Genomic DNA, 14,557 nt, shown 5'->3' with positions numbered 1-14,557 from the left:
GAAAGCCCCGGGCGCCAATCGTTCATGTCGCATTCATGTCCACGGACTTCGCTGGGTGGTACCGACGCCGGCGGCGCCGGTACGCGTTGGAGACTCGCCGGAAAGCGAGATCAGTGACGATCGACCATGTGGGCAGGACGCTGGCGGCGGTCGCGTTGGCCATCAGCGTTGGGACCTTGAGCGCGTGCGGGAGCGACGCCGGCCGCCGCGCCGCCTCGGCGCCGTCCGGCTCGGCGGCCGCCGGGGCGGCGGGATGCGGCGGCAAGAACGAGCTGAAGGCCGAAGGCTCGACTGCCCAGCAGAACGCGATCGAGCTGTTCAACCAGGCGTGGGGCCGGACGTGCCCGGGCAAGGCCGTGTCTTACCAGCCCACGGGCTCGGGCGCCGGTCGCGAGCAGTTCATCGCCGGCCATGTCGACTTCGCGGGAACGGACTCACCGCTGGTAGCGGATCAGCTCGGTCCGGCCGCCAAACGGTGCGACGGAAACCCCGCATGGGACCTGCCGTTGGTCTTCGGCCCCGTCGCGCTGGTGTACAACCTGCCCGGAGTGCGAAGTTTGGTGGTCAACAGCGATGCCCTGGCCAAGCTCTTCAGCGGCGCAATCACCACTTGGAACGACCCGATACTGGCGGCGCTGAATCCCGCCGTCACGATGCCCGACACCAAGGTCGTGCCCATCTACCGGGCGGACTCGTCGGGAACCACCGACAACGTGCAGAAGTACCTGACGGCCGCGGCCCCGCAGAGCTGGGCGAGAGGAGTCGGCACGGAATTTCGAGGCGGCGTCGGCGAAGGGGCCGCGAAATCGCCCGGCGTCGTGCAGGCCGTGCGGGCCACACCGGGCGCCATCGGATACGTCGAGAAAGGCTTCGCCGACCAAGCCGGTCTGCCGTACGCGGCGATCGGCACCGCTCGTGGCGTGGTCGTGCTCGACGCCGACACAGCCCGCAACGCCATCCGTGCGACCGGCTTCGTGGCCGATGGCAATGACCTGGTGCTGGATCTGAACCCGATGTACACGGCCCGGCGGCCGGACACGTACCCGTTGGTGCTCGCCAGTTACGAGATCGTGTGCTCGAAGGGGTATGACCCGGACACCTCCGCGGCGGTCAGGTCATTCCTCATCGAGGCCGCCAACGACGGGCAGAACGGCCTCGACTCCGCCGGCTATGTCCGGCTGCCCGATAAGGTCAAGGAGCGATTGGTTACCGCGATCAACGCGATCCAGTAGCCAATCGGTCAGAGCAGCGACAGTAAAACTGTGACGGGATCACACTGACAACGTCTCCAGGGCCAAACCCCTCCGCAGCGGGCTCCGGTGCGGTCGTGGCCGCGCCCTTTCCCGAGTCGCCCGTGGTGCCCATCAGCCCATGGGGACGTGCGAAACCCCGCTTGGGAGACAGGGTTTTTCGGCTGCTGGCGCAGGCTTCGGGCTGGCTGATCGCCGTGCTGATCGCCGCCATCGGGGGATTCCTGCTCTTGTGGGCGATGCCGGCCCTGACGCGAAATCAAGAGAATTTCTTCAGCTACGGCGGCACGTGGACCACTGCCGGCCCCTCGGCAATTCATTTCGGGATCCTCGAGCTGCTGCAAGTGACCGTTTTCGTGTCGCTGTTCGCGCTGATCGTGGCCATGCCGACCGCCCTGGGGGTCGCACTGTTCATCACCCAATACGCCCCGCGCCGGGTGGCCGGTCCCCTCGCGTACTCGGTCGATCTGCTGGCCGCCGTCCCCTCCATCGTCTATGGCGTATGGGGGCTGCACGTCCTGGCGCCGCACCTCCGACCGGCCGCCACCTGGCTGAATCACACCATGGGCTGGTGCTTTCTGTTCGCGGACGGAAACGGGTCCGTGGCCGGCGGAGGCACCATCTTCACCGGTGGGACCGTGTTGGCGGTGATGATCCTGCCGATCATCACCGCGGTCACCCGCGAAGTATTCGTCCAGACGCCGCGTGACGAGATCGAGGCGGCGCTGGCAATCGGCGCGACCCGATGGGAAGTCGTGAAGTTGACGGTGCTGCCTTTCGGGCGGTCCGGATACGTCAGCGGCGCAATGCTGGGCCTGGGCCGCGCCCTGGGCGAGACGGTCGCGCTCCTGGTGATCCTGCGGGGCACCGGAGCGGCGTTCGGCTGGTCGTTGTTCGACGGCGGGTCCACCTTCGCGACCGCAATCGCGGCCACCGCGTCGCAATTCGGTGACAAATTTCAAGCCGGGGCGTATATCGCGGCGGGGCTGGTCCTTTTCCTGCTCACCTTTCTCGTCGACGCCCTGGCACGTGGTGCCGTCGCCCGAGTCGGAAGCGGACGGCGCGGCCGATGACATCGCTGCTGGACCGCCCACTCAAGCCGCGGGCGTTTTCAGAAATCGGCCCCCGCCGCCGGATCGCCGACATCGTGGCCGCGGTGTTGGTGACGCTCGCGATGGCGCTGGCCCTGACACCGCTGGCGTGGGTGCTGTATTCGGTAATCACCAAGGGGTGCAGGCTGATTGCGTCCACGGCATGGTGGACGCATTCACAAGCGGGTATGACGGCGTTTGTGGCCGGCGGCGGTGCCTACCACGCGATCGTCGGCACCGTGCTGCAGGGACTGGTGTGCGCCGTCATCTCGATCCCGATCGGCCTCATGGTGGCGATCTTCCTCGTCGAATACGGCGGCGGCAGCTCGCTAGGCAAGCTGGTCACATTCATGGTGGACATCCTGTCCGGCGTGCCCTCGATCGTCGCGGCCCTGTTCGTCTACGCCGTGTGGGTGGCGACGCTCGGCCTTCCGCGTTCGCAGTTTGCGGTGTCGCTGGCATTGGTCCTGTTGATGCTCCCGGTGATCATCCGGGCCACCGAGGAGATGCTGCGCATCGTTCCGGTGGACCTTCGTGAGGCCGGTTACGCGCTGGGGATCCCGAAGTGGAAGACCATTGCCAGGATCGTGGTTCCCAGCGGACTGTCCGGCATCATCACCGGGATAATGCTCGCGGTGGCCAGAGTGATGGGTGAGACGGCGCCGCTGCTGATTCTCGTCGCTTACTCGCAGTCGATGAACTACAACATCTTCCGCGGCTTCATGGGGTCACTGCCGGGAATGATGTACAACCAGACGTCGGCCGGCGCAGGCGTCGACCCCGTGCCGACGGATCGGTTGTGGGGCGCGGCGCTAACCCTCATTCTGGTGATCGCGCTCATCAATGTCGGGGCTAGAGTGATCGCGAAAATCTACGCCCCCCAGAAGCGGTAGTCAGGAGCACTCAGTGGCGAAGAGGTTGGACCTCAAGGCAGTAAACATCTACTACGGGTCGTTCAAAGCGGTGGGGGATGTGACGCTGACGGTTCTGCCGCGCAGCGTGACGGCGTTCATCGGTCCGTCGGGCTGCGGCAAGACGACGGTGCTACGCACCCTCAACCGGATGCACGAGGTGATTCCCGGTGGCCGGGTCGAGGGCAGCGTGTTACTCGACGATCAGGACATCTACGCTCCCGGCATCGACCCGGTCGGCGTGCGCCGGGCAATCGGCATGGTGTTCCAGCGACCAAATCCGTTCCCCGCCATGTCCATTCGCGACAACGTGGTCGCCGGGCTGAAGCTGCAAGGCGTCCGCAATCGCAAGCTGCTCGACGAAACGGCGGAGTATTCGCTGCGCGGGGCCAACCTGTGGGACGAGGTCAAGGACCGGTTGGACAAGCCCGGCGGCGGCCTGTCCGGTGGCCAACAGCAGCGGCTGTGCATCGCGCGGGCCATCGCCGTGCAACCCGATGTGTTGCTGATGGACGAGCCGTGTTCGGCGCTGGACCCGATCTCGACGATGGCCATTGAGGAACTGATCAGTGAATTGAAGCAGGACTACACCATCGTCATCGTCACGCACAACATGCAGCAGGCCGCCCGGGTGAGTGATCTGACCGCGTTCTTCAACCTCGAAGCCGTCGGAAAACCCGGCAAACTGGTCGAAATCGACGACACCGAGAAGATCTTCTCGAACCCCACGCAAAAGGCTACCGAGGACTACATCTCCGGCCGCTTCGGCTGATCCTCCGCGGTCCGGCCGACGCCGCTACCTCTTGTCCTCCTCGGGAAGGATGCCGGTCGCCTGGAAGATGACGCGTCGCGCGACCTCGACCGCGTGGTCGGCGAACCGTTCGTAGAACCGTCCCAGCAACGTCACGTCGACGGCGCAGGCCACGCCGTGCTTCCATTCCCGGTCCATCAGCACCGAGAACAAGTGGCGGTGCAGGTCGTCCATGGCGTCGTCTTCCTCGGCGATCTGGGCGGCTTTCTCCGGGTCCCGCGACAACACCACCTCTTGCGCGCTATTACCCAATTCGACCGCCACCCTGCCCATTTCGGCGAAATAACCGTTGACCTCTTCGGGTAGCGCGTGCAGGGGATGGCGTCGTCGGGCGATCTTGGCGACGTGCAGGGCCAGCGCGCCCATCCGGTCGATGTCGGCCACCATCTGTATGGCGCTGACGATGGACCGGAGATCACCGGCGACCGGCGCCTGCAGCGCCAGCAGCACAAAGGCGCTTTCCTCGGCATGGGCGCTCAGCGTGGCGATCTCTTCGTGGTCGGAGATCACCTGTTCGGCCAGCACCAGATCGGCCTGCAGCAGCGCCTGGGTCGCCCGCTCCATCGCCGTACCCGCCAGCCCGCACATCTCGCCGAGGCGCTCGGACAATTCTGCGAGCTGCTCATGGTAGGCGGTCCGCATGCTGCCCAGCCTACGTTCTGGACGCGGAAAACGGCGGCGCCCTGCCGCCGAAATTCTTTACTCGCAGGTCGTATCGGCCGCGTTGGTGACCGCCAGATCCTCGGGGAGCCTGGTCGGCGCGTTCCCGGAGCCGCGCTCAATCTGCATGCTGATCGACGAGCCGCTGGGTGCGGGACTGGCGACCGAGTTGAAATCCGGGCCGAGCACCACCTGAACGACCTGCCCATAGCCCGACACCCGCTGGACTCTCGCATTCGCTAACGACGACGCCACGGTGGCCGCGGCCTCCTCGTTGCCGGGCGAGAACAACAGGGTCGTCGCGCTCACCGAACTCGGGTAGTCGTCGGGCGTCATCACGTTGAAGCCGTTTCGTTTGAGCTGGCTGCTTGCGGATGTCGCCAGACCGCTCTGCGCGGTCGCGTTGGAAACCCGCACGGTGACGTCGTGCGGCGAGGTCGTCGTGACCTGCCGGCGCTCGGATTCGGGGGCGGCAACCGGCGTGGGCGACTGTTTGGTGGTGGGCCCCGGCGTCGGCGCCGACGTGGGGGCGGCCGCCAAACTTCGGGCGTTCTGGTCGTTTTCCTCCGGAAGTGGATCGTCGTTGATGATCGCGTCGAAAAGCGCCCGCATATCGGACACCCGTGGCGGCTCGTCGCCGTTCTGGTCGGTCACACCGGTCGGGACGGTCACGAACGTGATGTGGCCGGCCGCCATGCCCTGCAACGATTGGCCGAGCTGGACGAGGTCCTTGGTCTTGACATTGTCCACGTAGGTGTCGCTGATGAGCATGTCGACGACCTTGTTGAGCTTGTTGGGATCCAGCAGCGTGTCCTCGGAGATCAGCGACCGCACCAGCGACGACAGGAACAACTGCTGCCGTTTGATCCGTCCATAGTCGCCGTTGACCTCGGTGGTCACCTGTCGGGCCCGCACATAGTTCAATGCGGTTGTGCCGTCGACTACTTGGCGTCCCGCGTGGTCGAGCACCGTACCCAGCTCGGAGTCGTGCAGCGGGGTGCTGGAGCACACCTGGACGCCGCCGAGGGCGTCGACCATCCGCGCGAAACCGGCGAAGTCGACGGCGATGAACCGGTTGATGCTCAATCCCGACAGCTTCTGGATTTCCTTGACCAGGCACTTGGGTCCGCCGAAGGCGTATGACGAGTTGAGCTTGGTCTCGGTGTAGACCATTCTCGGGCCCCAGGTCTTCGTCTTCTGGTCGTATATGGGTCCGTACTTGCCGGTGTTCGGATTCCATGCCTCGCATTGCATGGGGGTGATCGCGAGGTCGCGGGGGAATGACACCGCGACCACGCGTTTGCGGTTCGCGGGAATGTTGACCAACATCACGGTGTCGGATCGGGCGCCGTCGGCGTCGTCGGTGCTGCCGGCGCCCATGTTGGCGTTTTCCCCTGCGCGCGAGTCGATTCCGACGATCAGGAAGTCCTCGTCGCCGTACTGCCCGCTGGGGTCGCGAATGTCGCCCGAATGGGGGTCGAGCGCGCTGACGGTGTTGAGCCGCGCGTTCTTCGACGTGCTCCACTGCCATGCCCCGCCCGTGGTCGCCAGCGCGAGCACCGCGAGCACTGCCGCCAGCGACCGCGCCGCCAGCAGCATCGGCCGGCGGGATCGGGTTTTCGACTCGCGGGTCTTCGGGGTCCCCGTGCCGTGGAGTGGGGATTCGCTGCCTTGCGGATCGGTGGCGGCGAGGTCGAGAACCTCCGTGGCGACCTCTGTTTCGGTGTCCTCTGTTTCAACCGCGTCGGGGACGACCTGCGTGGGCGTTTCCGCCTCGGGGGCTACGTGGTGGCGGCGGGACCGCTTGGGAGTGGGCGTCCCGACTTTGGCGATCAAGTCGGCGACGGTGACCGCGCCGCTCGCGTGACATCCGCCACTCTCGGACCCGACCTCGTCGTCGTCGACGGGTGCTGCGCGGTGCGTCTGCGCCTGCCACCGGAAAATGTCGTCGCCGAACGCGGGCTCCGAGAACCGCTCCCAGGGTGCGGCGCCCGGCGCCGACCGCCGACCGGTGGTCAGCCGAGCGTCGCCGGTACCGATTGCGCGTCGATGGTCAAGAGTGGCGTCATTGCCGCCGTCACCCATGTCCTATCGGCCTCCGAGAGTCTGCTGCGGACGTCAAGGGGTGTTACCGCGTAAGATCCGCGAATCGCACACACCCCCGCTGCATCGCGATGCGCAAGTCCCACATCGTACTGAGTTATCCCGCCGGAAGCGATTTCAGGCGTGGACGCTTCAGCCGCCCGAGTGCATGACGTCCGCTCCCGCGGGCACCGTGCAGTCGTCGGGGTCGGTCAGCCAGCCGTCGGGCAGGGCGACGCGGGCGGGTGAACCCTGGCGGCCCCGAGGGCCGGTCGCCGCGTCTGGAAACGGGACTGCGCCCTCCAATTGATCCAGCAGAGAATCGAATTCATCGAGCGCCTTGACCGTCGCCAGGGCTCGCCGCAACGCCGAGCCGGCGGGAAAGCCGTGCAGGTACCAGGCGATGTGCTTGCGGATGTCGCGCATGCCCTTGTCTTCGCCGAAATGTGCGGTGAGCAGTCGCGCATGCCGCCGCATGATGTCGGCGACCTCACCGAGCGTGGGCGGGGGAGGGGATGGATGGCCGGTGAACGCCGCCGACAGTTCGGCGAAAAGCCAGGGGCGGCCCAGGCATCCGCGGCCGATCACGACGCCGTCGCACCCGGTGCTGGCCATCATCGTCAGCGCGTCGCTGGGTTCGTAGATGTCGCCGTTGCCGAGCACGGGGATGCTCCGGACGTGCTGCTTGAGCTGGGCGATCTGTTCCCAGTCGGCTGCGCCGGAATACCGTTGCGCGGCCGTGCGTGCGTGCAGGGCGACCGCGGCCGCGCCCTCTGCCTCGGCGATGCGGCCGGCGTCCAGGTGCGTGCGGTGCTCGTCGTCGATGCCGATGCGGAACTTGACGGTGACCGGGATGCCGGAGCCTTGTGTCGCCCGAACGGCGGCGGCGACGATCCGGCCAAACAGCCGCCGCTTGAAGGGCAGCGCGGCCCCGCCGCCGCGCTTGGTGACCTTGGGCACCGGGCAGCCGAAGTTCATGTCGATGTGGTCGGCCAGGCCCTCGTCGGCGATCATCCGCGCGGCCACGTACGTGGTGTCGGGGTCGACGGTGTAGAGCTGCAGCGAGCGGGGCGATTCGTCCGGGGCGAACGTCGTCATGTGCATGGTGACCGGATGCCGCTCGACGAGGGCGCGCGCGGTCACCATTTCGCACACGTACAGCCCGCTGACCGTGCCGACCATGGACCGCTCGAGTTCGCGGCACAGGGTGCGGAATGCAACGTTCGTCACACCGGCCATCGGGGCCAACACGACGGGACTGGCGAGCGTGATGGGGCCGATGCGCAAGGCGCACCTACCGACGGCTCATGGCCAGCTTGCCCGCGGTCTTGTGCAACTCCTGGGCGGTCAGCTTCTTACCCGTGCGCGCCTCCCGCTCGATGTGCCGCTGCTTGGACACCTCGAACTTGTCGCAGGCAGCCTCGAGTTCCTGGATCAGCACGGCGAGGTCATCGCGCAATTCGGCGGCCTCCCCGGTGAAGTCCTCGCGCTCGAAGATGCGCCACTTCTTCAGGATGGGCATGACGACCTCGTCGAGGTGGATGCGCAGGTCGTAGACGCCCCCGACCGCGATGAAGACAGCCTTGCGCCGGAACTCGGGCACCTGGAAGCCGGGCATCTGGAAGTTGCGCAGGATGAGGTGCAGCGCCTTCATCGCCGTGTTGGGGGCCAGTTCGAACGCGGCCTCACTGACGTCGCGGTAGAAGATCATGTGCAGGTTCTCGTCGGCCGAGATCTTGGCCATCAGCTGGTCGGCGATGGGGTCGTTGCAGGCCTTGCCGGTGTTGCGGTGCGAGATCCGGGTCGCCAGCTCCTGGAAACTGACATAGAGGACGGAGTGGGTGAGGCTCTCGGCGAACAGGTCACCCTGGTGGTTCTGGCCGGGGCTGAAGCCGCGGTTGACCACCTCGAGGCGAAGCAACTCCAGTTCGACGGGGTCGACCGCGCGCGTTACCACCAGGTAGTCGCGCAGCGCGATGCCGTGCCGGTTCTCCTCAGCGGTCCAGCGGTTGACCCACTGGCCCCAGGCGCCGTCCATGCCCATGTTCATCGCGATCTCGCGGTGATACGACGGCAGGTTGTCCTCCGTGACCAGGTTCTGCACCATGGCCACCTGCGCGACTTCGGAGAGCTTGCTCTGTTCGGGATGCCACTCCTGCCCGCCGAGCGCGTAGTAGTTCTTGCCGTCCGACCATGGGATGTAGTCGTGCGGGTTCCAGTTCTTGTGCATGCTCAGGTGACGGTTCAGGTTCTTCTCGACCACCGGCTCGAGTTCGCGCAGCAGCTGCAGGTCGGTCAGCTCGGCCGACATGGGGCCTCCAGTTATCTGTGTCTACGGGTTGCAGTCAATATATCTGTGTCCCCCGGTAGCATCAAGTTTGCTTCCGGCGTGGCACGTCACGTTTAGCGCCGGCCGGGCCCCGTAAAACGAGGGCGGCCCGACGTAAAAAACTAGCCCGATTTCCCCTGCTCAGCGGGGAAGACATACGGCGCGGCGGTGACGAACAGCATGTTGACGCAGTAGTCGATGAATTGCCCGCGGCTCGCCCCGAGCTGTCCATGCAGGTACGCGGTGAAAAGGCTCGTCAGGCCGCCGACCAGGCTGGTGGCGATCATTTTCTGCAACACCGGATCGCCAACGCGCGACAACTTGCGCTGCAGCAGCTCAATGAAGTTGGGCATCCAATCGGCGCCCGACTTGGTCAGTATCGGCTCCACCGCAGGCGCCAGTAGCAGCACGCGTCCGCGCACCGGGTCGTCGACCATCAACTCGACGAATTGCTCGACGGCCTCGCGCGGGGTTTTCGCGGAGGTCAGGGCTCCCATGGCCCGCGTGCAGACGTCGTCATATACGGCACGCACGAATTCGTCACGATCGGGAAAGCTTTCGTAGAAGTACCGTTCGGTGAGCGCCGCCTTGCGGCAGACCGCGCGGACGGTCAGCGCAGGGCCGCCCTCACCGCCCAGCAACTGGACGCCGGCGTCGATGAGCTGGTCGCGGCGAAGGGCCAGGCGGCTCTCCAGCGGAACGCCGGTCCACCGGCCCCGTGTTTGACCGGTCCGCACATGACTCCTAAGCTTCAAAGTGACAACGTATGTAGTCAGATCTGTCGGATCTGTCGGCGCCACAGGAATCCAATAGTGACCAAACATACTTCTGCCGCCCGTTCGCTGACCAGCGCCGAGACGGCGAGCCTCGCCGGCGGCTGTCCGGTGTCCCCGCTGGGCTATGACGCCCCGCCCGTACCGCTCGGTCCCGATTCCTTGACGTGGCGGTATTTCGGCGACTGGCGCGGCATGCTGCGGCTCAATGCAGAACATGCACCCGCAACTGGGTGCGGCGGTCATCGACCATTCGACGTTTTTCCGGGAGCGCTGGCCGCGCTTATTGCGATCGTTGTACCCGATCGGCGGAGTCGTTTTCGACGGCCAGCGCGCTCCGGCCACCGGTGCCGAGGTCCGCGACTACCACGTCGATATCAAGGGCGTCGACGAACAGGGACGCCGCTACCACGCGTTGAACCCGGACGTCTTCTACTGGGCGCACGCCACCTTCTTCGTCGGCACCATCCATGTGGCCGAACGGTTTTGCGGAGGGCTGACCGAGGCGCAGAAGCGTCAGCTGTTCGACGAGCACGTGCAGTGGTATCGGATGTATGGCATGAGCATGCGCCCGGTGCCGGCATCCTGGGAGGATTTCCAGGTCTACTGGCACCACATGTGCCGCAACGTATTAGAGGACAACTGGGCGGCACGCGCCGTGCTCGATCTGACCGTCTTGCCGAAACCTCCTTTCGCCCAATGGCTTCCGGGTTGGCTATGGGCCGCGCAACGCACAGTGTTGGCGCCGTTCTTTGTGTGGCTGACGGTCGGTCTCTACGATCCGCCGGTGCGCGAGCTGATGGGCTACCGGTGGTCGCGCCGGGACGAATGGCTGCACCGGCGCTTCGGCGACCTCGTCCGTCTCGTCTTCGCCTTTGTCCCGGGGCGGTACCACAAGCATCCGCGCGCCCGCGCCGGCTGGGATCGTGCCGCCGGGCGATTGCCGGCGGATGCCCCGCTGGTGCACACGCCGGCGCGCAACCTGCCGCCACTCGACGAGCGCGACAACCCGAAGCACTACTGCCCGAACGTCGACTGAGCGCGCGCGTTACCCGTGCGCGTCCGCGAGTCGGACTGGTGCCCGTGCTGATGACGTGTTCGGTCCCGTCCTCGTGGGTGCGGGGCTACCACCCGCATGCATACGCAGGTAGCAGCGAAGGCGGGCGGTCGTTGCAACGCCGCCGACCTCACCCCGGTGGGACGACCGTCGATTCCGGTCGGCCGCCGTTGCGTTCGTTCCAGAACCGATAGACGTCCACCGCCTTCTCTTTTGGTTCGTATCTCATCGGCAGGCGCCGCTGGTCCCAGGGTTTCGCGAACTCGTTGTAGAACGTGGAGACCTCGAAGTACTTTCGGTCGTCGAGGTAGTACTGCTCATAAGACTCGCGGGTGATGAGAAAGACGACTTCCTTGGGCGAGCAGTAGTACAGCGAGCCCAGACACATCGGGCACGGGTGTGCCATCACGTAAATGGTGGCGTCGACCAGATGCTCGGTCCCCAGCTTGGTGCACGCCTCGCGGATCGCGAGGATTTCGGCGTGCGCCGTTGGATCCTTGGTCTGGGCCACTTTGTTGACGCTCTCGGCGAGGACTTCGCCGTCGCGGGCGATCACGGTGGCGAATGGGCGCCCGCCCTCGGAGACGTTTCGGCGGGCCAGGTCGATCGTCCGTTGGGCAAAGTCGGTCACAGGTCGCAGGGTAGTCCTCCGGGACCTTCGAACCAGTCCTGTGGTAATAACTAGATCGTCTATATTTTTGGGTCGAAATGGGGAAGAACCATGGCACGCACCGATCGTGATCGCTGGGACTTGGCGACGAGCGTCGGCGCGACCGCGACCATGGTCGCCGCCCAGCGGGCGCTGTCCTCCGACGAGAAGTTGATCGATGATCCCTACGCGGCCCCATTGGTTCGCGCCGTCGGAATTGACGTCTACGTCCGGCTGGTAAACGGGCAGATTCCGGTTGACGGAAATTCCGAGTTCAATCCACACCGGATGGCCCAGGGGATGGCCTGCCGCACCAGGTTTTACGACCGATTCTTCCTGGATGGGACGAAATCCGGCATCGGCCAGGCGGTGATCCTCGCTTCGGGGCTCGATGCGCGCGCATACCGCCTGCCGTGGCCGGCGGGAACCGTCGTCTACGAGGTGGACATGCCGGAGGTGATCGAGTTCAAGACGTTGACCCTAGGCGAACTCGGCGCCGAGCCGACCGCCGTTCGGCGCACGGTCGCCATCGATCTGCGCGATGACTGGGCCACTGCCCTTCGCGCCGCGGGCTTCGATCCGCAGGCCCCGGCCGCGTGGAGCGCCGAGGGTTTGCTGGTTTATCTGCCCGACGAGGCCCAGGACGCGCTCTTCGACAACATCACCGCTTTGAGCGCCGCCGGCAGTCGCCTGGCCTTCGAATTCGTGCCCGATACCGCCGTTTTCGCCGACGAAAGGTGGCGAGCGCATTACGACCGGATGAGCGAACTCGGGTTCGAGATCGATTTCAATGACCTCGTCTATCACGGTCAGCGCAGCCATATCCTGGACTACCTCGACGAGCGCGGCTGGCGGACCTCGTCGCAGACGGTCAGGGAGCTACACGCGGCGAACGGCTTTGTCTATCCCGACGACGACGTCGCGCAGGCGTTCGCCGACGTGACCTACACGCACGCGGTTCTCAACTGCTGAGCAGGCCATCCCGCAAGCGGCTGGTGAGCATCTCCTGAAACACGGTGCGAGCGGGTTCGTAGAGGTCCTGGAAGGTCGCGAGCACCGCATTGCGGTCGAACTCGGGGATCGCACCGGTCGGGGTCCAGAAGCTGTCGATGTCCAGCAGGAAGAAGGGTCCCTGGTTGGCCGGCATTGTCCGGCGCAGGTGATAGTTGGCATCGAGGGCCTGACCGACGCCGGGGCCGTAGCGCACGATCATCGATTTGCCGGGTTGCGCTTCGCGGAAGACCGCGGCGCCCTGCCACTCGGTGAGCGTCAGGCCGCCGGGTGCCACGCGCTGCGGTCCGAGCAGCGGCTCCGCGATCCAGTTACCCCACTCGACGCGGCCGTCGACACCCACGGGGACCCGGATCTCGAGGACATAGCGCAGGCCGAGACGCTCCACCCCGACGATCGACGAGACCCGGGAGCGAGCGTCTATCACTCGCATCATGAGGTCGACCAGCTCGGCGAAGTTGCTGTACGCGGTGGTCTCGATGACCACGGCCTGGGTCTTCATCGACGCAGCAATCGTGTTATCGCGGTTGACATAACGGACGAACTGCTCGGCCGTAGGTGTCGGGTTCCCGCCAGCACCCATCCCCCAGGCCACGTCCTGCGCCTGGCGTTCGATCGGGAGTTGCTCGGCGAGCAGGTGCCTGAGCTCTCCGCTCGATGATCCGGTGAGCGAATCCGTTGCTGGGTGACGGATTTCCATGGTTACCAGGGCTACTGGCGCGTTTGGGTTGGCCGCATCGACAGTCATCTTGCGAAGCATAGCCAAGGGGTTGGGCCGCCAAACCACGACATGGCACTTCGGGCGCACGCTACTGCTTCCGCGCCGCCTGCCCTCAGGCATCGGCCGAGGTCCAACGCCGCTTGGCTCCGCCGGCTTGGGTGCCCCCACTAGGACTCGAACCTAGGACCTGCGGATTAAAAGTCCGTAGCTCTACCAACTGAGCTATAGGGGCGCGACAACTCAGAATACTGGGTGACAAACGAAGCTCGTTTGAGGATTCGGTCCATGGTGCCCTAAGCTGACTTGGCTCCCAACGTAACCTTGTTGCGAGTACCCCGGAGAGATTCGGTTCTGGCCCCCTTCGTCTAGCGGCCTAGGACGCCGCCCTTTCAAGGCGGTAGCGCGGGTTCGAATCCCGTAGGGGGTACGGCGACGCGGCGACGCGGACCATATAACTGAAGCAAGGCCCTGTGGCGCAGTTGGTTAGCGCGCCGCCCTGTCACGGCGGAGGTCGCGGGTTCGAGTCCCGTCAGGGTCGCCATCGCGGCCAGGCAGTTATGCCTTCCGGCCAGGTAGCTCAGTCGGTATGAGCGTCCGCCTGAAAAGCGGAAGGTCGCCGGTTCGATCCCGGCCCTGGCCACCAAGAGAGTTTGCAAGTCACTGGCTTGTTGCCCGCTCGAACAGACTATTCGATCGACCACAGCCCGCGGTTTATACGCCGTTTATCCGCCGTCACGGTCAGCCGCCGAGCCCGTCGAGCGCATTCGCCACACGATCCAGGTCGGAGTCGTAGAGATCGGCGTAGGTGTGCGCGGTAACCATGATCGAGGCGTGTCCCATCGTCACCTGGAACAGCTTCATGTCGGCACCGGCCGATCGAGACAAAGACGCGTAGGTGTGTTGTTCGCCGTGTCCTAGCGATGTCCTAAGACATGCAACGACCCGCTGACACACAATGGACACATCAGCATGAGAATTGTCTATCTAGCTCGACAGATCGCCACTCTGTAGACGCTGCGAAAACAGCCCAGAACAGTCCCTTTCACCCTGGCAGTGTGGGGGTCAAGGTTCGAGTCCCCTTAGCTCCACAAGGCAATATGCGGTTTCAGGGACCGGATTTTCGGGCGTTTGATGACAACCGTGGTCGGCGTCGTCGGCGAACCCCTGACGTAGGTGTGCCTCTTTTGGGCGCAGCACGCGACACGGTGAACC

The 14,557-nt window shown here is 65.4% G+C and carries 13 protein-coding genes, 4 tRNA genes and 1 pseudogene; 9 read left to right on the top strand and 9 right to left on the bottom strand.

Going from position 1 to position 14,557, the window contains the following annotated elements; all coding sequences use genetic code 11:
* Window positions 1–119 precede the first annotated feature (119 nt).
* The 4 genes from pstS to pstB are packed head-to-tail and all read left to right on the top strand — an operon-like array spanning window position 120 to window position 4,024.
* Window positions 120–1,232 carry a phosphate ABC transporter substrate-binding protein PstS gene (gene pstS, locus JO059_RS21485; RefSeq protein WP_293322555.1) on the top strand — a complete coding sequence of 371 codons (1,113 nt, stop codon included), beginning with the start codon at window positions 120–122 and terminating at the stop codon, window positions 1,230–1,232.
* A gap of 44 nt (window positions 1,233–1,276) precedes the next feature.
* The gene (gene pstC / locus JO059_RS21480; RefSeq protein WP_293322552.1) at window positions 1,277–2,323 is read left to right on the top strand and encodes a phosphate ABC transporter permease subunit PstC; all 1,047 of its coding nucleotides are present in this window, start codon (window positions 1,277–1,279) and stop codon (window positions 2,321–2,323) included.
* Window positions 2,320–3,234, top strand: coding sequence for a phosphate ABC transporter permease PstA (gene pstA / locus JO059_RS21475; RefSeq protein ID WP_293322514.1), 915 nt, complete (start codon window positions 2,320–2,322; stop codon window positions 3,232–3,234). The genes pstC and pstA overlap by 4 nt, the downstream gene beginning before the upstream one ends.
* A gap of 13 nt (window positions 3,235–3,247) precedes the next feature.
* Window positions 3,248–4,024, top strand: a complete 777-nt coding sequence (gene pstB, locus JO059_RS21470; RefSeq protein ID WP_293322512.1) for a phosphate ABC transporter ATP-binding protein PstB — start codon at window positions 3,248–3,250, stop codon at window positions 4,022–4,024.
* A 24-nt stretch (window positions 4,025–4,048) separates the two neighbouring features.
* Here pstB and phoU read toward each other — a convergent pair whose 3' ends face one another.
* From phoU to JO059_RS21445, 5 genes are all read right to left on the bottom strand, one after another.
* Window positions 4,049–4,705, bottom strand: a complete 657-nt coding sequence (phoU, locus tag JO059_RS21465; protein ID WP_293322509.1) for a phosphate signaling complex protein PhoU — start codon at window positions 4,703–4,705, stop codon at window positions 4,049–4,051.
* Between the two features lie 57 nt (window positions 4,706–4,762).
* Entirely contained in the window at window positions 4,763–6,808 is a 2,046-nt protein-coding gene (locus tag JO059_RS21460) for an LCP family protein (protein WP_293322507.1), read from the bottom strand.
* Between the two features lie 150 nt (window positions 6,809–6,958).
* Window positions 6,959–8,092 carry a tRNA dihydrouridine synthase DusB gene (gene dusB, locus JO059_RS21455; RefSeq protein ID WP_293322505.1) on the bottom strand — a complete coding sequence of 378 codons (1,134 nt, stop codon included), beginning with the start codon at window positions 8,090–8,092 and terminating at the stop codon, window positions 6,959–6,961.
* Between the two features lie 7 nt (window positions 8,093–8,099).
* Window positions 8,100–9,116, bottom strand: a complete 1,017-nt coding sequence (locus JO059_RS21450) for an acyl-ACP desaturase (RefSeq protein WP_293322503.1) — start codon at window positions 9,114–9,116, stop codon at window positions 8,100–8,102.
* Window positions 9,117–9,256: 140 nt separating this feature from the next.
* Window positions 9,257–9,871 (bottom strand): helix-turn-helix domain-containing protein, encoded by a 615-nt coding sequence (locus JO059_RS21445; RefSeq protein ID WP_293322550.1) that lies wholly within the window; start codon window positions 9,869–9,871, stop codon window positions 9,257–9,259.
* A gap of 75 nt (window positions 9,872–9,946) precedes the next feature.
* On the opposite strand from JO059_RS21445, the pseudogene JO059_RS21440 reads away from it, so the two are divergent.
* Window positions 9,947–10,946: pseudogene (locus JO059_RS21440) on the top strand (oxygenase MpaB family protein).
* A 148-nt stretch (window positions 10,947–11,094) separates the two neighbouring features.
* On the opposite strand, the gene JO059_RS21435 reads toward JO059_RS21440, so the two are convergent.
* Complete coding sequence (locus JO059_RS21435) at window positions 11,095–11,595, bottom strand: nucleoside deaminase (protein ID WP_293322501.1); 501 nt, start codon at window positions 11,593–11,595, stop codon at window positions 11,095–11,097.
* Window positions 11,596–11,685: 90 nt separating this feature from the next.
* On the opposite strand from JO059_RS21435, the gene JO059_RS21430 reads away from it, so the two are divergent.
* Complete coding sequence (locus JO059_RS21430) at window positions 11,686–12,585, top strand: class I SAM-dependent methyltransferase (RefSeq protein ID WP_293322498.1); 900 nt, start codon at window positions 11,686–11,688, stop codon at window positions 12,583–12,585.
* Here the strand turns inward: JO059_RS21430 and JO059_RS21425 are convergent.
* Window positions 12,575–13,372, bottom strand: a complete 798-nt coding sequence (locus JO059_RS21425) for a TIGR04255 family protein (RefSeq protein WP_293322496.1) — start codon at window positions 13,370–13,372, stop codon at window positions 12,575–12,577. The genes JO059_RS21430 and JO059_RS21425 overlap by 11 nt on opposite strands.
* Window positions 13,373–13,504: 132 nt before the next feature.
* Window positions 13,505–13,577 (bottom strand) — tRNA-Lys (locus tag JO059_RS21420).
* 122 nt (window positions 13,578–13,699) lie between these two features.
* Between JO059_RS21420 and JO059_RS21415 the strand changes: the two genes are divergently transcribed.
* The 3 genes from JO059_RS21415 (at window position 13,700) to JO059_RS21405 (ending at window position 13,988) form a co-directional block, all read left to right on the top strand.
* Window positions 13,700–13,772 (top strand) — tRNA-Glu (locus tag JO059_RS21415).
* Window positions 13,773–13,809: 37 nt separating this feature from the next.
* Window positions 13,810–13,886: transfer RNA gene (locus JO059_RS21410), tRNA-Asp, on the top strand.
* A gap of 25 nt (window positions 13,887–13,911) precedes the next feature.
* Window positions 13,912–13,988: transfer RNA gene (locus tag JO059_RS21405), tRNA-Phe, on the top strand.
* A 95-nt stretch (window positions 13,989–14,083) separates the two neighbouring features.
* Here JO059_RS21405 and JO059_RS21400 read toward each other — a convergent pair.
* On the bottom strand, window positions 14,084–14,206 hold the full coding sequence (locus JO059_RS21400) for a hypothetical protein (RefSeq protein ID WP_293322494.1): 123 nt from the start codon (window positions 14,204–14,206) through the stop codon (window positions 14,084–14,086).
* Window positions 14,207–14,557: the final 351 nt, after the last annotated feature.

Origin of the sequence: Mycobacterium sp., assembly GCF_019247615.1 — a bacterium.
Classification (GTDB): Bacteria; Actinomycetota; Actinomycetes; order Mycobacteriales; family Mycobacteriaceae; genus Mycobacterium.
The sequence above is the reverse complement of the archived record's forward strand: the minus strand, read 5'-3'. Positions and strand labels throughout refer to the sequence as shown.